This window comes from Herbidospora mongoliensis (assembly GCF_001570545.1).
Classification (GTDB): domain Bacteria; phylum Actinomycetota; class Actinomycetes; order Streptosporangiales; family Streptosporangiaceae; genus Herbidospora; species Herbidospora mongoliensis.
Window position 1 is genome coordinate 174,871 of the sequence record NZ_BBXD01000012.1, and the last position, 18,711, is coordinate 193,581.

The 18,711-nt window shown below is 69.5% G+C and carries 12 protein-coding genes; 3 read left to right on the forward strand and 9 right to left on the reverse strand.

Annotation, left to right across the window (positions count from 1 at the left end):
- Positions 1-51: 51 nt before the first annotated feature.
- Positions 52-1,803 carry an endonuclease/exonuclease/phosphatase family protein gene (locus AW272_RS15670; RefSeq protein WP_066365072.1) on the reverse strand — a complete coding sequence of 584 codons (1,752 nt, stop codon included), beginning with the start codon at positions 1,801-1,803 and terminating at the stop codon, positions 52-54.
- 127 nt (positions 1,804-1,930) lie between these two features.
- Between AW272_RS15670 and AW272_RS15675 the strand changes: the two genes are divergently transcribed.
- Entirely contained in the window at positions 1,931-3,109 is a 1,179-nt protein-coding gene (locus AW272_RS15675) for an ROK family transcriptional regulator (RefSeq protein ID WP_066365074.1), read from the forward strand.
- A 125-nt stretch (positions 3,110-3,234) separates the two neighbouring features.
- Here AW272_RS15675 and AW272_RS15680 read toward each other — a convergent pair whose 3' ends face one another.
- The 4 genes from AW272_RS15680 to AW272_RS15695 form a co-directional block, all read right to left on the reverse strand.
- Positions 3,235-4,689 carry a glycoside hydrolase family 3 protein gene (locus tag AW272_RS15680; protein ID WP_066365076.1) on the reverse strand — a complete coding sequence of 485 codons (1,455 nt, stop codon included), beginning with the start codon at positions 4,687-4,689 and terminating at the stop codon, positions 3,235-3,237.
- Positions 4,690-4,838: 149 nt separating this feature from the next.
- Positions 4,839-5,720: a carbohydrate ABC transporter permease gene (locus tag AW272_RS15685; RefSeq protein ID WP_174551825.1), complete on the reverse strand. Its 882-nt coding sequence runs from the start codon at positions 5,718-5,720 to the stop codon at positions 4,839-4,841.
- A 5-nt stretch (positions 5,721-5,725) separates the two neighbouring features.
- Positions 5,726-6,706: a carbohydrate ABC transporter permease gene (locus AW272_RS15690; protein ID WP_066365082.1), complete on the reverse strand. Its 981-nt coding sequence runs from the start codon at positions 6,704-6,706 to the stop codon at positions 5,726-5,728.
- Between the two features lie 5 nt (positions 6,707-6,711).
- Entirely contained in the window at positions 6,712-8,037 is a 1,326-nt protein-coding gene (locus tag AW272_RS15695; protein ID WP_066365084.1) for an extracellular solute-binding protein, read from the reverse strand.
- A gap of 204 nt (positions 8,038-8,241) precedes the next feature.
- Between AW272_RS15695 and AW272_RS15700 the strand changes: the two genes are divergently transcribed.
- Positions 8,242-9,408: an ROK family transcriptional regulator gene (locus AW272_RS15700; protein WP_066365087.1), complete on the forward strand. Its 1,167-nt coding sequence runs from the start codon at positions 8,242-8,244 to the stop codon at positions 9,406-9,408.
- A gap of 4 nt (positions 9,409-9,412) precedes the next feature.
- Positions 9,413-10,051, forward strand: coding sequence for a M15 family metallopeptidase (locus tag AW272_RS15705; protein ID WP_066365090.1), 639 nt, complete (start codon positions 9,413-9,415; stop codon positions 10,049-10,051).
- A 128-nt stretch (positions 10,052-10,179) separates the two neighbouring features.
- Here the strand turns inward: AW272_RS15705 and AW272_RS15710 are convergent, their stop codons facing one another.
- The 4 genes from AW272_RS15710 to AW272_RS15725 are packed head-to-tail and all read right to left on the reverse strand — an operon-like array spanning position 10,180 to position 18,629.
- The gene (locus AW272_RS15710) at positions 10,180-12,015 is read right to left on the reverse strand and encodes a N,N-dimethylformamidase beta subunit family domain-containing protein (protein WP_066365092.1); all 1,836 of its coding nucleotides are present in this window, start codon (positions 12,013-12,015) and stop codon (positions 10,180-10,182) included.
- Positions 12,012-13,280 (reverse strand): condensation domain-containing protein, encoded by a 1,269-nt coding sequence (locus tag AW272_RS15715; protein WP_066365095.1) that lies wholly within the window; start codon positions 13,278-13,280, stop codon positions 12,012-12,014. Before AW272_RS15715 ends, AW272_RS15710 begins: the two co-directional genes overlap by 4 nt.
- Entirely contained in the window at positions 13,277-13,519 is a 243-nt protein-coding gene (locus AW272_RS15720; protein WP_066365097.1) for an acyl carrier protein, read from the reverse strand. Before AW272_RS15720 ends, AW272_RS15715 begins: the two co-directional genes overlap by 4 nt.
- Positions 13,479-18,629: a non-ribosomal peptide synthetase/MFS transporter gene (locus AW272_RS15725; RefSeq protein WP_066365098.1), complete on the reverse strand. Its 5,151-nt coding sequence runs from the start codon at positions 18,627-18,629 to the stop codon at positions 13,479-13,481. Before AW272_RS15725 ends, AW272_RS15720 begins: the two co-directional genes overlap by 41 nt.
- Positions 18,630-18,711: the final 82 nt, after the last annotated feature.

Consider the following 18,711-nt stretch of genomic DNA (forward strand, 5'->3'; position numbering starts at 1 on the left):
GTAAACGATTATCCCGCCTGGTTGGGACTGGTTGACCTGGGTCCCCTATCTTCAGCCCACCCGGATGCGCATCACGACGGGCAGATGATCGGAGAACGGCACTTTCGGAACCTCCGCGGAGACCGCCGTGAGCCCTTCGGTGAGCAGGATGTGATCGATCCGCTTGACCGGACCGTCAGCGGGCGACGTCGGCGGATCACCGAAATTCTTCAGCGGATCGGTCAGGCCGATGTCGGTGAGCAGGCGCTGGAAGGCGGGGTCGTCAGGAGTGAGGTTGAGGTCGCCCGCCAGCAGAGCCGGGGGACGGGGCGTGACGCTGCGCAGCGCGGCGCTCTGGAGTTCGGGCTCCTGGAGGTGGGTGTTGACGATGCCGACCTGCCTGCCGCCGACCTCGACCACCACCGTCTGGGCCTGCGCGCCGGTCGGATATCCCTCGGTGACCAGCGGCATCGACTGGGCGCCGCGGACCGGCAGGTTGGTCAGCACGGCGTCGCCCCAGAGTTCGTCGGCGGCCGGCGCGAACCGGTAGTGCATGCCCAGGCGGGTGGCGATGCGGTCGAGGTCGTCGTGGCCGCCGTTGAGGAACCAGCCGCGGTCGACCTCGCTGAGCAGCACGACATCGGGCTTCCTGGACGCGGCCCAGTCGGCGATGTCGTCGAGGTCGAGGGTGCCGGAGGTGCCGAAACCCATGCGGATGTTGTAGGCGATCAGCGTGAACTCGTCGCGGTCGACGGCCTGGCCGGGACCTTCGGTGCCCCGCGGCTGGGGGAAAGCCCACAGGGCGGCCACCGCCAGCGCGGCGGCCACGGCGGGAAGAATATTGGGCAGGTCGGGCAGTCGCACGGCCGTCGCGGCGACCACGAGGCCGAGGGCCAGCGGGACGTACGCGTTGTCGAAGCCGAGGACCATGTCGTAGGCGGCGTAGTAGACGAACGTGCCGACGAAGAACACGATCATCCCGCCGAGCAGCGCGCCGCCCGCACGGCGGCCCGCCGGGCCGTCCCCGGCCACGCGCAGGCACCACCCCAGGCCCAGCGCGAAGACCGGCAGGGTGGCCACCTGGAGGTGCCCCTCGTCGTGCGCGATCCAGACGCCGACGACCATCAGGATCGGCGCGAGCTGGGCCGGATGGCCCGCCGTCCCGGCCAGGGCCAGCACGATCAGGGCGGCCAGCAGCGCCAGCGTCGGCCAGAGGCGGTCGCCGGGGGTGCCGCCCTCGCCGATCAGCGCCGACGGGCCCAGGTACATCCCGGCCAGCAGGATCGCGGGGCCGAGGGCGAACCAGAGACGGCCGGAGGCGGGTTCGGTCGTCTCGGTGACGCCGAGGACCGCCCAGGCGAACGCCACGGCGACCAACACCGTTGGGATCCAGGGCAGGAGGCCGTCCCGCCAGACCAAATCCATGTGGCCGATCGACAGGTGGAGGGCCTGGGAGAGCGCCAGCCCGAGGGGAAGGGCCGGCCGGATGTGGGATCCGGCCACGAGCTTCGCGGCGCCGTACAGAAAGAAGATGCCGGCGGTGACGGAGACAGCGCTCACATAGAGCTGAGGGAAACCGCCGTCGGTGGCTTGGAGAAGAAGGCGGCCGATCGCCAGAACTCCGGCGCCGCCTATCAATGCCCATCTCGCCGGAATGAGGAGTGCCGATAACGGCAGGACGAACCACAGCGCCGCGAAGAGGCCGAGTTGTTCCGGCGGGGTGTCGCCGGCCTGGCCGTAGATGGTGATCAGGGAAGGGAACAGGACGCGGACGGCGTCCATGAACAGGAGCAGGCCCAGAGTCACTGCCGCTACGGGGCGCATGGAAATGATCCTTACGTCCTTATGGGAGCGGTATCAAGGTCCAATTTCCGGGAGCCCGTATAGTCGCTAAGCTGGCCGGAAAAGTTTGTTGACAGTTTTCGCGGGGGCGACCATCGAAAGCAGGAACATGGAGCGACGTCCTGGCGTGCCCAGGTTGCTCCGGGAGATCAACGACCGGGCCGCCCTCGAACTACTACTGTCGTCCGGCCCGCTGACGCGCGGCCAGATCGGCGACCTGACGGGTCTGTCGAAGGTGACCGCGTCGCAGACGCTGTCGCGCCTTGAGGAGCGGGGGCTCGTCGAGGTCGTGGGCGAGCAGGCCGGGAACCGGGGGCCCAACGCGGCCCTCTACGGCGTGATCGCCTCGTGCGCCTACGTGGCGGGGCTCGACGTCGGGCCCGAACACGTCACGGCGGCCATCGCCGACATCAAGGGCGACGTGGTGGCCGAGGTCACCTTGTCGCCGAACGGCGCCGACGACCCCGTCTCGATGGTCCACAACGCGGTCGTGAAGGCCTGCCGGTCGGCCAAGGTCGCGCTGTCGCGGCTGAAGGGCGTCACGATCGGCACCCCGGGAGTGGTCGATCCGCGCACGGGCGACGTGCAGTTCTCCTTCGACCTGCCTCACTGGCACGAGGGCATCCACGAGGCGCTGGCACGCGATCTGAAGCGGGCCGTGCGGATCGAGAACGACGTGAATCTGGCGGCCATCGCCGAGCGCTCGAAGGGCGCGGCGCGGCAGGCCGACGACTTCGTGCTGCTCTGGGTCGGGCGCGGCATCGGCCTGGCCGTCGTGCTCGGCGGTCGGCTGCATCGCGGCCGGTCCGGCAGCGCCGGGGAGATCGGCTACCTGCCGGTGCCCGGGGTGCCGCTGGCGGAGGACGTCCGGTCGGAGCCGGGGCGGCTGCCCTCCCTCGCGGGCGGTCTGCAGTCGCTGGTGAGCTCCGTGGCGGTGCTCGACCTGGCACGTGACCTCGGTTTCGAAGGAGCCACGGCGGCCGAGTGCGTGACCGCCGCGGTCGACGCCGGCGACCAGGGCGACCGGCTGCTCGACGAGATCGCCTCCCGGCTCGCGCTGGGCGTGGCGTCGGTGTGCGTGGTCCTCGACCCGGGGCTGATCGTGCTCGCCGGAGAGGTCGGGCTGGCCGGGGGAGTGTCCCTGACCGGCCGGGTCGAACAGGCGGTGGCCCGCATCTGCCCGATCCGGCCGCAGGTCGTGACCTCCACCGTGACGGGTAACCCGGTCCTGCGCGGCGCGGTGATCGCCGCACTGGATCAGGCCCGCGAAGAGATCTTCTTGTCGTAGGGTCCTCGCCGCTTTCCAACGACCCGCCGCCCCGGCGAAAACGGGGACGGCGGGACTGGTGCGTCAGGCCTCGGGCAACTCGGCCGCCGCTTTGGCAGCGGACCGGGGCGGCGGGACGCGTGCGTTCAGGCCGTGAGTAGTTCGACCGCCGCCTGGGCGTTGGCGCGGGCCGCGCCGTAGGTGGCGATGTGGACGCCGTGGTCGGGGCGCCAGATCGGGAGGCCCATCTCCATGACCACGCCGTCGGGGCGGGCCGCGAGGAGTTCGGTGACCAGGGCGCGGGCCGCGGGGTAGCGGTGGGCGTCCTTGACGACCACGACCAGCGACCGGCCCTGCGCCCGTGCGAGCAGGTCGGCGGCGTGGGCGTCCTCGGGCTTGACCCTGACGATCTCCGCTTCCGGCAGCCACGGCGCCACGCCCCACGGCACGTCGCCGACGGCGATCGTGGGCGGGGTGTCGACCTCGACGACGAACGGGTTCTTGAATTCCGTCCGGGTGCCGGTCAGCCGGACCGCGCGGCGGGCCGCCTGCAGGCCGATCACGGTGTCCTGGGTGTGCCGGCCGCGGGTCTCGCGGGCCCAGTCACGCAGGCGCTGGGCGCGGGAGACGGCCTCCTCCAGCCGTTCGACCGGCAGGTCGCCCTGGCGGACCGCGGTGACGATCGCGGCGATGACGGCCTCGGTGTCCTCGTACGTGGGGATCGCCCCCAGGCAGAGCAGGTCGGCCCCGGCCTTCAGGGAGAGCACCGCGCCGCCGCCGAGGCCCACGCTCTTGGTGATGGCGTGCATGTCGAGGGCGTCGGAGATGACCACGCCGTCGTAGCCGAGTTCGCCGCGCAGCAGCGTGGTGAGCGCGGCCGGGCTGAGCGTGGCGGGGGTGCTGCCCGTCAGCGCCGGGACGGCCACGTGGGCGGTCATGATCGACTGGGTGCCCGCCGCGATCGCGGCCCGGAAGGGGGCCAGCTCGCGTTCGCGCAGCAGCTCCAGACTCGCGTCCACGACCGGGATGGACAGGTGGGAGTCCTCCGTGGTCGCGCCGTGGCCCGGGAAGTGCTTCACGCAGGCGGCGACGCCGAGCGACTGCAGGCCGCGCACGGCCGCGACCGTGTGGCGCGAGACCAGCGCCGGGTCGGAGCCGAAGGAGCGGGTGCCGATCACCGGGTTGTCGGCGGCGGTGTTCACGTCGGCCGACGGGGCCATGTCGAGGTTCACCCCGGCGTCGACGAGGTCGCCCGCGATCGAGCGGAAGACCCGCTCGGTCAGTTCGACGTCGTCGACCGCGCCCAGGGCCGCGTTGCCCGGATATTCGCTGCCCACGTGGTAGGCCAGCCGGGTGACGTCGCCGCCCTCCTCGTCGAGCGAGATCACCGGGTCGCCGGCGCTCGTCAGGACCGACGTGAGCCTGGCCACCTGGCCGGGGGTTTCGACGTTGAAGCCGAAGAGGCAGACGCCGCCGAGACCGTCGGCCAGCCCGTCCAGCACCCAGTCAGGTGCGGTCAGGCCTTTGAAGGTCACGAGCAGCGTGCCGGCCGCGAGACGGCGCAGCCCCCGATCGCTGTGGCTCGCGGGTACTCCAGGCATGGGAATTCATGACTCCGATCATGGACATGGGAAGGTACGGCCCCCAGGGATGCCCGGGGGCCGTACCCGCTCAGGGAAGCGAGACGCGGACGGCCGGAGGCCGGTCGTGGCTCGCGCTGGGAATCTGCCTTGAAGACAGGGCCGGGCGGTCAGCCCTTGACGGCGCCCGCGACGAGGCCGGAGACCATGCGCCGCTGCACCAGCAGGAAGAACACGATGACGGGGATCGTCATCAGGGTGGAGCTCGCCATGATGGCGCCCCAGTCGGTGCCCCGCTGCCCGAAGAAGTACTGCAACGCGACGGGCATCGTGTAACCCGATGGGTCGCTCATCAGCACCAGCGCGAAGATCAGTTCATTCCACGCGGTGATGAAGGAGAAGATGCTGGTCGCCACGAGACCCGGCGCGACCAGCGGGAAGAGCACCTTCCAGAACGTGGTGAACCGGCTCGCGCCGTCGATCCACGCGGCCTCCTCCAGCGACTTCGGCACGGCCGCCACGAATGTGCGCAGCATCCAGATGCCGAAGGGCAGGGTCAGGCCGACGTTGACCACGATGAGGCCGAGCAACTGGTCGTACAGACCCAGCCGCTTCACGCTCAGGAAGAGGGGGATGAGCAGCGCCTCCGCCGGCACCATCTGCACGATCAGCAGGGTGATGAGGAAGGAGGTGCGGCCCTTGAAGCGGAACCGCGAGACCGCCGTGGCGGCCAGCAGCGAGAAGACCGCGCCCACCGCGACCGTGCCCAGGGCGACGATCGCGCTGTTGCGCAGGTAGAGCCAGATGGAGTTGCCCGCCACGCCCTCGCTGAGCACCCGGTCGAGGTGCTCGAAGGTGAAGCTCGTCGGGAACGGGATGAACTCCGTGGTGAAGATCTGGTCGTTGGTCTTGAACGCGGTCGTGACCATCCAGTACACGGGGAAGATCGTCGCGATGAACAGCACCACGGCGGTCCCGTTGAGCGCGATCTTGCGCAGCGTCTTGCGGGTCTTGGCCTTGTCGCGCCCGCGCTTGACCTGAGGGTTCGTCAGAGTGGTCACTGCACGTCCTCCGACTTCACCATCTGGCGGACGTAGAACGCGGTGACGACCAAGAGGATGATCGTGAGGATCACCGCGATGGCCGCGCCGGAGCCCATCTTGGGTGGCGCCCGGAAGGCCTCCGCGTACGAGAACATGGACAGGTTGAACGCCCCGCGGTTGGTCGGGCCGTTCAGCAGGACGTACAGCTGCGAGAAGACCTTGAAGTCCCAGATGATCGACAGGATCGTCAGGACCGCGAAGACCGGCTTCAGCAGCGGGAAGGTGACCGACCGGAAGGTTCTCCAGGGGCCCGACCCGTCGACCCTGGCGGCTTCGTAGAGTTCGCTGGGGATGCTCTTGAGTCCGGCCAGGACCGAGACCGCGACGAACGGGAACGACGCCCAGACCACCGTCATGATCAGCGCGATGTAGACGGTGTACGCCTCGTTGAGCCAGGGCACGCCGGTCCAGTCGGCCCGTCCGAAGAGGGCGGTGGCCAGGAAGTCGGGCAGCAGATTGAGCGCCCAGTTGACGATTCCGGCCTCGGCGTCGAACAGCCAGCGCCAGATCACGCCCTGCGCGACCGGCGGGACCGCCCAGGCGAACATGATGCCGACGATCAGGATGGTGGACATGCGCTTGCTGAGCTGCTGCAACAGCACCCCGACGCCCGTACCCACGATCAGGGTGAGCGAGACGGTCACGAAGGCGAAGACGAGGGTGTTGCGGAGAGACGACCAGAAGATGTCGTTCTCGAAGATCTTGGTGTAGTTCTCCCAGCCCACCCAGTCGGCGGGCTTGGGGTTGACCTCGCGGATCTGCGGGATCCCGACCTTCTGGAAGGACATGATGATCGCTTGGATCATCGGGTAGAGCAGCAGAGCCACCATCACCAGTACGCCCGGGATCAGCAGGACGTACGGGATGTATTTCGGGTTCAGGCCGGAGGCCTTCTGCGGACGGTGTGAGCGGCGGGCGATCGACGTGTCAGTCATCGTCGCTACTGGTTGAGGATCTCTTCGAGTTCCTTGTTGGCCGCCGCGAGCGCCTCATCGGCCGAAGCCTTGCCCTCGATGACCGAACGGGCCGCGTTCTGCAGCACCGCCTTGGTCTCGCCCGCCTCGGTCCAGTTCGGGTCGGCCGGGAACGAGCGGGCCTTGGCGAAGGCCGCCGCGAACGGCGCCTGGACCGGGTCGCTGGCCAGCGCGGCCAGAGTGTCCGGGTAGACCGGGAGCAGCCCGCCGTCCTTGGCGTAACGGTCGGCCCACTGCTTGCTCGTGGCGAGCTTGATGTACTCGCTGGAGAGCTCGGCGTTCTTGGTGGTGCCCCAGACGGCGATGTCGTTGCCGCCGAAGAACGCGGGGGCCTCGCCACCGGTCTTGGCCGGGAGCGGGAAGAAGGCGAGCTGGTCGGCCTTCACCTTGCCCTTGGAGTCCTGCTCGATGCCGGGGATGTCCCACGACGCGGTCAGGTACATGCCGACCTTGTCGTTGGCGAAGCGGGTGCGGATGTCCGTGGTGTTTTGGGTCAGCCGCGCCTTGCCGGACAGACCGCCGGTCACCAGGCCCGTGTACGTCTCGAAGCCGGCCTTGAAGGTCGGGTCGGCGAGCTTGCCCACCCACTTGTCGCCTTCCTTGACGGCGTAGTCGCCGCCCTCGGACCAGGCCATGGCGCCGAGGAGGTGGTTGGCGTCGGAGCCGCCGTTGAAGGCGAAGCCGTCGACGTCCTTGCCCTTCTCGTCCTGGATCTTCTTGGCGGCGGCGACGACGTCGTCCCAGGTCTTCGGGACTTCGATCTTCAGCTCGTCGAACCAGTCCTTGCGGAACAGGACCGCACGGGTGCCGGCGCCCCACGGCACGGCGTAGACCTCGCCGTCGATGGTCTCGAGGCCGAACAGGTTCTTGGGGATCTGCGCCAGCTCACCGGCGGAGGTGAGGGGGGTGATCGGCGACAGCGCTTCCTGGCTGACCCACAGCGGCACCTGGTCGTTGCCGATTTCGGTGACGTCGGGGCCGGCGCCACCCGCGGCGGCGGCGGTGAACTTGTCGTTCACCTGCGGCCACGGGATCCACTCCAGCTTGACCGTCGCGCCGGTCTGCTTCTGGAACTCGGCGTTGAGGTCGTCCATGTAGGCCTGGGCCGGCGGGTTCGAGTCGCCGAGACGCCACATCGTCAGCGTCTGACCGGCGAACTTGGGCCCGGAAGCAGCGGGGGCCGAGGCGGCGTCGGTGGCGGCGGGGGCCGATTCGGTGGTCTCGCCACCACCACAAGCGGCGACACCCAGGGCGAGGGCGGCGGTGAGGCCGACGATCTTCACGATCTTCACGTTGGGGGTTCTCCCTTCCCGGCTTCGCGTCGAGGCAAGTTGTGAGGTGTCGGCGGGCCGCGCACCTGAGGTTTGCTGACGGTCGGCGTTTGTGGCACCTCAGAGGCTTGATCGCTTGCCTATGGGGTGACTGCCGTTAAACTAACAAGAAACTTTCTTAAAAAAAACCCGCGTTAGCGGATCGTGACGAGAAGGGAGAGAGCGGTGGCCCGACGCCCCGGAACACCCCGGTTGCTCCGGCAGATCAATGACCGATCAGCCCTGGAGCTCCTTCTCCTGCAGGGCCCGCTCACCCGGGCTGAGCTGGGCGAACTCACCGGATTGAGCAAGGTCACCTCAGGTCAGCTGCTGGCCCGTCTGGAGGATCGCGGCCTGGTCACCACTGCCGGGGAACGGGCCGGCGGACGCGGACCGAACGCCGCGCTCTACGCCGTCAATCCCCAATCGGCCTACGTCGCCGGACTGGAGGTGTCCCCCGACAGCGTCACCGCAGGCGTCGCCGACATCACCGGCCGAGCCATCGCCGAGGTGACCGTCGACCCGAGCGAGGCGCGAGATCCGGTCAAACTCGTCCACAACGCGCTCTTCCGCGCCTGCGAGAGCGCCGGGATCGGCCTCGACCAGCTCAGCGGCCTGGTGATCGGCACCCGTGGCGTGGTCGACCCCCGCAGCGGGGACGTCCGCTACTCCTTCGACCTGCCCGCATGGCACTTCGGAGTGCTGGCCGAGCTCCGCGCCGATTTGGGGCGGGCGGTACGCATAGAGAACGACGTCAACCTCGCCGCCCTGGCCGAACAGGCCCACGGAGCGGCGTACGGCCTCGACGACTTCGTCATCATGTGGGCCGGAATAGGGCAGGGCCTCGGCGTCATGCTCGGCGGCCGGCTCCATCGCGGCATCACCGGCGGAGCGGGCGAGATCGGCTGGCTGCCCGTACCGGGAGAACCGCTTCCCTCGGATGTACGAGATCCGCAGTCCGGCTCCTTCCAGCGCCTGGTCGGCGGGGACGCGGTTTATGGAATGGCGCTGGCCCACGGGATGCATCCACAGGACGCGCCCGTCGCCGAGCTGGTCGCCAAGGCCGTCGCCGAGGGGAACGGGAGCTTCCTCGACGAGCTCGCCGGCCGGCTGGCCGTCGGGGTCGCGGCCGTCGCCGTCGTGCTGGACCCCGGTCTCATCGTGCTGAGCGGCGACGTCGGCCGGGCCGGGGGCCGGGAGCTGGCGGCCAGGGTCGAGGACGAGGTGGCGCGGGTCTGCCCCTCGCGCCCGAAGGTGGCGGTGACCGAGGTGGAGGGGAACCCGGTGCTCCAGGGAGCCCTGGTGGCCGCCCTGGAGGAGGCGAGGGAACAGGTCTTCTCGGATACGGTCTGACTTCATGGGCGACGTCATTCTGATCTCCGACCCCCGGGTGACCTCCATACCGGTGACCGAATGCCTGGAGCCGCTCGTCGATGTGCGGGATTTCCTGCGTGTTGACGAGCGCTTGGCCGACCCGGCCGGGGCCTTCGCGCACCTGCGGGCCGGGCTGGTGGAGCGGCTGCGGCGGGTGGTGCTGCCTCTCGGGGTTCACCTCGTCGTGGTCGAGGGGTATCGGCCGGTGTCTCTCCAGCGGAAGTGGTTCGAGGAGTATCGGGAGACGCTGCGGACGACATTTCCGGAAATGTCGGGGGATGAGCTGCACGTGGCGGCCAGCCGGTTCGTGTCGCCTGTCGAGGTCGCGCCCCATACGGCCGGGGCGGCTGTCGACCTGACGTTGTGCGACGACGACGGCGTGGAACTCGACATGGGGACCGAGGTCAACGCGACACCTGAGCAGAGCTCCGGGAGCTGTTACACCGCTTCTACCGATATTTCGGCAGAAGCCATGCAGAACCGGAAGGTTCTGGTGACGGCGCTGGAGGGCGTCGGGCTGGTGAACTATCCGACGGAGTGGTGGCACTGGTCCTATGGCGACCGCTACTGGGCCATGACGCGGGGACGCGGGTCGGCCGTTTACGGGCCGGTCGAATTCTGACCTGAGAGGCCAGGTCCTCACCGTTATGTGGCGTCGACAACGCAGGTGACGCCGAGCGCAGCCGACTGGTGTCAGAGCCTGCACCGATCCCCGCGGCTCTGGCTGTTCTCGCGCATCTGCGTGATGTCTTAGAGGTTCCTCGCTCTGCGGGCCTCCCGCCAATGGAGCGGCCGGCCCGGGGCGGTGGCGATGAAGCGGCCCGCGTGGGCGGTGAACGTCGTGGTTCCCTCGGGGAGGTCGCCCGCCGGGTGCCACTCGTCTGCCGCGTCGGGGCGGCGGGTCACCAGTTCGCCGGTGCCGGTCAGGGCGTAGAGGCGGCCGTTCATGCCGGTCATGGCCACCGCGTCGCACGCGCCTCGGTCCAGCCAGGTGTCGCCGGTGAAGGGCATCGCCCACAGGCGGCCCTCCGAGGTCGCCGTCCAGAAGGTGCAGTCGGCGATGGCGAAGGCCACGGTGCCCTTCGGGCACACCGCCTCGTCGGTCCAAGGGGCGGGGATCTCCACCGCCGCCCTCGATCTCAGGACGCCGTCTTGAGTCACCCCGTACAGGAGGACTCCTCGGGTTCCCGCCGCCTCGCGCGGGGTGTCGAGGCAGATCACGTCGCCGGCCCAGCCGATGGGGCGCCACGGCAGGTTCTGGGCGCAGAGTTCGCGGCTCATCAGGGCGCCGCCTGCGCTGACGCCGTAGAGGACGCGGGCGTCGGCGGCCAGGGCGCGGATGTCGGCGGGTTCTCCGATCGCGTCCCAGCCTTCATACGGAGAGCTGAGGCGGGTCAGGACGTTCCGGGTGATGCGGTCGACGACGGGGTCGTGGAGGGTGTTGCCCCAGTTCACTGTGGCGGCGTTGAAGACGGTGCCCCGGCCTGAGGTGAACACGCCCATCGTGGCCCAGCCGCCCTGGCCGCCGCTGCGCCAGTGGCGGAGGTCCGCCGTCGCGAGGACGGTGAACGACGACGGGGTGCCGTCCCGTGAGGTCACTCGCGGCACGCCGCCCACCTCGACGAATTCGGCCGCGTCGGTTTCGTAGCCCAGAGCGCCTTGGGCGAACTTGTCGCCTTCTGTCAGGCCGGTGCCTTCGAAGGCCCAGTGGCCGGCGAAGCGGGTGACGTACGACTCCTCGTTCATGAGAGGCATCGACGGGCCCCAGGTTCCCGCGCCCGCCCGGAAACTGACGCCCGTCAGCCAGTTCTCCGGACGGCCGACGGTCGACCACTCGGCGGTGACCAGGGCCGGGTCGTCGATCGGGTCGGTGAAGGGGTCGCGGTGGCAGACCAGGGTGCGGCCCTCCATCCGGGCCTGCCACCAGGCCGTGTTCCCGGCGAAGATGGCCATGTTGCCGCCGCGCCGGACGAAGGCCTCACAGGCGTCGCGCATCTCGCGGGTCCAGTATTCGTCGTGGCCGTTGACGACCAGAAGCCGGTAGCCGTCGAGCAGTTCCGCCGAGAGGTCGAGGCCGTCGCAGAAGTCGGCGTCGTAGCCCGCGGGGCGCAGCCAGCGGAGGAAGCCGTCCTCCCAGCGTTCGGGGGAGGGGCCACCGCCCGGACGGTCGAAGGTCACTTCGGTCGCGCGGCCCGGGTCCTCGGTCCAGTAGAGGCCCTCGCCCGCGATCCCGGCGCGGTTGTAGGCCTGCCAGGTGCCGAACGGGATGGACACCAGGATGTCCTTCTTCTGGCCGGACGCGGTCACGACGAAGTAGACCTCGTCGTCGCCGGAGACGTTCGTGCCGGGCAGTTCGCCGGTCGCTTTCGGGACCTCTGACTTCAAGGCATCCGTGAAGTGGGCGCGGTAGAGCGAACTCGGCCAGTCTTCCGGGATGTCCAGAGTCCAGGCCGGGCCGGTCGCGCGGGTGGTCAGCACGGGGGCGCCCGTGGTGGCGTCGTGGATGTGGACGCCGCTGTCACAGCTCAGGTGGAAGGTCAGCGGACGGCCCTGGGGGCACGACGTCGCGGTCGCGTAGGCGATCACCGCAGGGCCGCTTCGACCAGCATCGTCTCCAGGCCGTGCAGGAAACGCTCCATGTCGGCCTTGGACAGCCAGCGGGTGTCGGCGGTCACCGAGACGTCCATGGTTCCGCTCAGATGGACGCAGAACCGGCAGTTCAGCTGATCCTGCGACATCGGCCAGCTCAGCGTGCTCTCGCCGAGCGCCCGGCGGATCAGTGTCTCGTCGCGGTAGACGGGGTTGTCGGCGAAGCGCATGTCGTTGAAGCAGCACCACGGATGGACGGTCGTGCCCCGGTCGGCCGCGACCCGGGCCAGCGCCGCGGAACGGTCGGCGGGGTCGTGATAGGCGCTCCGGTACGCCCGCAGCGCCGCCACCCCCGCGAGGCCGAGCAGCTCGTCGAACCGCACCTTCTCCACGTCGAGGACGAACAGCCCCTCCTGCGACATCGTGGTCACGGCGGTCCGGGTGTCGGCCCGGAACCGGTTCCCGACGATCGGCAGCATGGCCACGGTCTCGTGGCCGGTCATCTCGGAGACCAGCGCGGTCACCGCCGTCAGCAGCACGGTCGAGGTGCTCGTGCCGTGCCGGACCGCGAGGCGCTGCGCGGCCAGGTCGACGGCGGGGGAGCGCAGGGACGCGCGCCAGATCGGCGGCGACTCCCCGGCGCCCGACGGCACGTGGAACATGGTCGGCGGGATCCGCCGGTGCTCCCGCTCCCAGTGGGCCGCCGCCTCGTCGGCGATCCGGCGTCCGGCGGGGGACTCCTGCCAGCGGGCGATGTCCATCGGCTGCGGCGGGCGCGTCGCGGGGGTGCCGCCGCGGAGCAGCAGCAGGCGCAGGTCGCGGATGGCCTGCTCGGCGCCCAGGCCGTCGGCGGCCAGGTGGCAGAAGACCAGGACCAGGTGGGTGACCTCGTTGTTGTCCGAGAGCACCAGACCGGCCCGCAGCGGCCAATCGTTCTCGTAGTCGAACACGGTCGCCGCCATCTCGGCCAGCAGCGCGTCGGGGTCGTCGCCGGTCCGCACGGTCAGCTCGCCGCCGGACTTCAGCAGCTGGCCGCCGTCGCCGACCACGGTGCGCAGCGACTCGTGCCGTTCGACCAGGCGGCCCAGCGCCCACAGCGCCGACGACACCGACGCCGGGCGCGCGCCCAGGGGCAGCACCCGGCCGAAGTTGAAGTAGTGGTCGTCCGGACGGGTCCGCTCGATCGCCTCCCAGATCGCGCGCTGGCCCCACGTGAACGACGCCGTCCCCGTTCGCCCGCCGGAGAAAACGACCCGGGTCATGCCGGAGCCCGGGCGGCCTCGACCCAGGCGGCCAGCCCGTCGACGCTGTCGAGGAACGTGACGTCGCCGCTCAGGTCGACCTCGACGTCGTATTCGCGTTCGATGGCGTCGATCAGCCGCATCTGCGCCAGCGAGGTCACGCCGAGGTAGGCCAGCGGCACGGTCGCCGCCAGCACGTCGGCCGGGGTGAGCTCGCCGTCACACGACTCCGACACCAGTTCGGCCAGTCTTTCCTTCATTCCGCACCTTCCGTTCCAGCCCGACCAGGTCGTCGGGGGTGGCGTCGGGGACCGCGTCGTCGAAACGGGCCAGCCTCCTGGTGAGCAACGCTCCCACGACGACCAGCAGGATGAATCCGGCGAAGACGGCGTACATCAATGACACGTCACCGAGCAGTTCGGTGCCCACGGGAGCGATGATCCCGACGCCGATGGGGATGGTCGACCAGGCGACCATCTGGTTGAGCGCGAACACCCGGCCGTGGAACCGCTGCGGGACCTTGACCTGGATGATCGTGTTGTAGACGCCGTTGACCAGGGCGAGACCGAAGCTGACGCCGAACGCGCCGACGCCGATGACGGTCAGGTCGTCGCGCAGCGCCACGACGCCGCACGACACCGCGATGATCAACGTGAGGAACAGCATGCCGCGCATCCGCCGCCTGGACGGGCCACCCCACAGGCCCATCGTCAGACCGCCCACGACCGCGCCCGATCCGGCCGCCAGGGCGATCACCCCGGCGTCCTGGATGGTGCCGAACTCCAGGACGAGCGGCGAGTACATCATGAAGACCGGCGACAGGCCGAGCGACAGGAACGCGAAGAAGATGACCATCGCCCGGAAGTAGGGGTTGCCGAAGGAGATCTTGAACCCTTCGGCGATCTCGCGTCCGACGCTCTCCCTGCGGCGCAGCGCCAGGGCCGCCGGGAACGCCACCAGGGCCAGGACGACGATGGTGAAGACGTGGCCGACGACGTCCAGGACCAGGATGCCGCTCAGGCCCCAGACCGACATCAGGCCGACCGCTGCGAGCGGGGCGACGAACTGGGCCATGCCGAGGGCCATCTGGGCGATGCCGTTGGCGTGGCCGAGATACCGCTTGGGAACCAGCTGCGGTACGGCCGCCGTGAAGGCCAGCCGCTGGGTGGTCAGCGCGACCGACAGCAGCGGAAGCAGGATGTAGAGGGTCCAGACGTGCAGGTTGCCGGTCCAGACGAGGATGCCGGTGGCCGTCTGCACGGCCAGGGCCGCCGCGTTGCCGGCGATCATCACGCCGCGCTTCGACGACCGGTCGACCAGAGCGCCGGCCAGCGGGGCGGCCAGGACGCCGGGGATGATCGCGAGGACCTGGAGGATGGCGAGCTGGATCATCGACTGGTGCTGGAGATAGACCCAGAGCGGCAGTGCGAACTCGGTCAGCGTGGATCCGGCCAGGCAGACCATTTGTCCAAAGGCGATCAGCAGGAACCTGGTGACCGAGGGAGCCGGTTTGGACAATCCGGTGGTGGACGAACCGGCTTTGGACAATGCGGCTTTGGACAATGTGGCTTGAGGTGATCCGGCCGAGCCGGATGCGGGCGGCTCGGCCGGATCTGCATCGGTGCGCGAGGCGAGGTCAGGGTCGCTCGCGCCCGAAGCGGTCCCCGTGGGGGTGGTGACGATCTGGGCCAGTTCGTCTGGGCGATATTTCAGGAAGTAGTGGCCTGCCTCGTCCAGAACGACCAACCGGGTCTGTTCCGTGATGAAGCCCCACTCCAGGAAGCGTTCCTCGTAGTAGTCCGTCGCGGGGTCGTACTCGCCGACGACCGAGACGATCGGGGCCCGCAGTTTCGGAGCGCCGCTGTCCATCAGCGCGGTGAAGTAGTCCTCGGCGGCGCGGGCGTCGTGGCGCATGTTCCCGATGACGAACGCCTTCTGGGCGTCGTCCAGGTCCGACAGGTCGGCGCCGAGCGCGGTCAGCCAGTTGAGCTGGCCTTTGTCGCTGCGGAACCGCTCCAGCCGCGCCAGCTTGGCCCAGCGCCCGAGCACCCCCTTGGTGGGGCGGGCGAACGGGAAGATTCCGCCGAGGAAGACGGTGTCGATCGGGCGTCCTGCCGCTTCGAGGCGGCGGGCGATCTCGACGGTCAGCGCGCCACCGACGCCGCAGTGGCCGTACAGGGTGATGGGCGCCTGGATGCGGAGGATCTCCTCGACGCAACGCTGGGCCACCACTTCGAGCGGCTGCGACTCTTCGGCCAACCCCAGGTCGTGGCCGGGGACGGCGACCGACCAGAGTTCCCACTCGGCGGGCAGGGCGTCGGCGAGCGGCTGGTAGACGACCGCGCTGCCACCGCCGTAGGGCAGGCAGACCAGGGCTTTGGTGCCCTGCCTCGTCAGGCGGTAGAGAAGCGGGCGAGGGCCGTCGTCTCCGGATCGTGCGACGGCGGCCAGGGCGCGGACCGTCGGATGCTGGAACAGGTCCATGAGGGCGATCGGCGACGAACCCTCCGGCAGGGTCTTGCGCAGCCGGGCCACCACTCGCGTCGCGAGCAGGGAGTGGCCGCCGAGGTCGAAGAAGTCGTCCAATACGCCCACGCGTTGGAGCCCCAGCACCTCGCACCAGGCGGCGGCGATGGCCTCTTCAAAAGGGTCGGCCGGGGGTTCGAACGGCACGTCCTGGTCGGGGCGGGCGTCCTCCGGCGCGGGAAGCGAGGCGCGGTCGACCTTGCCGTGGCCCTTCAGCGGGAGTTCGCCGAGGAACACCCAGCGGGTCGGGACCATGTACTCCGGGAGCCGTTCGGACAAATCTCTGCGCAGGTCACCGATGGTAGGCCGGGGGTCGGCGACGAGGTAGCCGACCAGTTCGCCGTCGCGGGCGTCGGTGACGGCGTGGGAGACGCCGGGCAGGACGCGCAGCGCCTCGTCGATCTCACCGAGTTCCACCCGGTAGCCGCGGATCTTGACCTGGAGGTCGCGGCGGCCCAGGAACTCCAGGTCACCCGTCGGGAGCCAGCGGGCCAGGTCGCCGGATCGGTAGAGACGGCCATACGCGGGGTGGTCGACGAACTTCTCGGCGGTCAGATCGGGACGGCCCAGGTATTCGCGGGCCAACCGGCCACCGATGCACAACTCGCCCGCCACGCCGGCCGGTGCCGGGCGGAGGTGCTGATCCAGCACGTACAGACGAGCGTGACCGAGCGGTTTCCCGATCGGGGTGATCGGACCTGTCGGCGTCACGTCGGGGGAGACGCGGTAGGTCGAGACGCCGACGATGGCCTCGGTCGGGCCGTAGTGGTTGACGACCGCGACCCGTCTGGCCAGGTCACGGGCGAAGTCCCAGCTCGATCCCTCGCCGCCGAAGATGAGGAGCTTGCGGGGGAGGAGGTCGGCGACGTCCTCGGTGTCGGCGGCGAGCGCGCCCAGGTGCGAGGGCGTGAGCTTGACGTAGTCGATGCCGCGCATGTGCTCGGCCAGTTCGGGGCCGGAGATGCGTCCGGGCAGCAGGTGCAGGGTGCCGCCGGTGCTCAGGCACAGGTAGAGGATCGTGATGCCGAAGTCGAAGGCGAGCGACTGGAGAAGGGCGTACTCGGCGTCGTCCGTGATGTCGAAGCGTTGTCCGGCGTCGGCCAGATAGCGCAGGATCTCCCGGTTCTGCACCGCGACGCCCTTGGGCCTCCCGGTCGAGCCCGAGGTGTAGATGACGTAGGCGAGGTCGTCGCCGGTGCCGAGCGGTTCGAGGTCGTCGGCCTCGGCGTCGTCGATCTCGGTGAGCAGCACCGCCGCGCCGGAGTCCGCCAGCATGAAGGCACGGCGTTCCTCGGGATATTCGGGGTCGATCGGTACGTATGCCCCGCCCGCCTTCAGCACCGCGAGCAGCGCGATGGCCAGATCGATCGACTGGTCCATGCAGACCGCCACCCGGACACCCGGACCCACACCCTGTTCCCGCAGCCCGCGAGCGGTCCCGGCGACCCTTCGGTGCAGTTTCCCGTACGAGATCGCATCGTCCCCATGCCGGATCGCGACCCGTTCGGGGGACCTGGTGGAGATGACCTCGGCGAGAGTCTCCTGAGCAGGCGTGACCGGCTCGTCGGGAGCTCCCGACCACGTGGCGAGAAGAGCTGTTTCGCCAGGTGAGACCAGGTCGAGCCGGGAGATCCGCTGCCCCGGGTCGTCGACGATCGACCGGAGCAGCGTCTCGAAGTTCGCCGCGAACCGTTCGATCGTCTCGTGGTTGAACAGGTCGGCCGAGTAGACGAAGAAGGCGTCCAGACCGTCCTTCGTCGGGGTGATCTCCAGAGAGAGGTCGAACTTGGCCTGGTGGAAGTCGGGGTCGACCGGCTCGGCGACGAGTCCGGCCAGGTGGAAGCGGGTCCCGGCCTCGCTGCGCATGCTGAACTGCGTCTGGAAGACCGGAGTCCGGCTGAGGTCGCGGGCCACGCCGAGATCCTGCACGACCCGGTCGAACGGAGTGTCGGCGTGGGTGAAAGCGTCGATCGCGGCCCTGCGGGTGCGCCTCAGCAACTCGCGGAAGGTCGGATCTTCTTCGAGGTCCGCGCGCAGCACGACCGTGTTGAGGAAGAACCCGATGAGCTTCTCGGTGTCCTCGTCGGGCCGGGCCGCGACGGGGGTGCCGACGGCGAAGTCGACGGCGCCGGTGTACCGGTGCAGCTGCGTCTGGAAAGCCGCCATGAGCAGCATGAACAGGGTGACGCGCTCCTTGCGGGAGAGCGCGTCGACCCGGTCGGTGAGCTCTTTCGGCAACCGTCGCGTGACGACGGCGCCGTTGGAGGTGCGTGTCCGGGGGCGGGGCAGATCGGCGGGCAGGTCGAGCACCGGCACCCGGTCGAGCCGGTCGCGCCAGAAGGACGTGTCCACTGGCTGTCCGCGCTGTTCACGGGCGTGATCGCCATACTGCATCGGCAGGTCGGGCAGGTCGCCGCCGGAGTAGAGGGTGGCGATCTCGTCGTACAGGAGCCCGAGAGACCAGCCGTCGCCGGCGATGTGGTGGAGCACGATGACGAGCGTCTGGTCGGCGGTGAGATAGGCCCTGATAACCGGCCCGCCCGCCAGGTCGAACGGCCGGTTGGTGAGTTCGCCGAGCTCCGCTTCGACGCGTTCGAGCGGGACCGTACGGTTCTCGACCACCGCGACCGGCTCGCCGTCGACGGCCGGATAGCGCGTCCGCAGCACCTCGTGCCGCCGCACCACCGTGTTCAGCGCCCGCTCCAGTGCGGCCACGTCGAGATCCCCGACGAGCCGTTCGGTCACGCAGATGTTGTACGACGCGTCATCGGGGTTGAGCTCGTGCAGGAACCAGAGCCGTTCCTGTCCGAGCGAGAGTGGATTGGCCGGGGTGACGGCGAGCATCTTCCCTCAAGTGATCGGACGACTGCAGCACAAAGAGGCGAAACGCCTCAGCCGGGGAAGCTAACTGGAAAGGTTCTTTGCA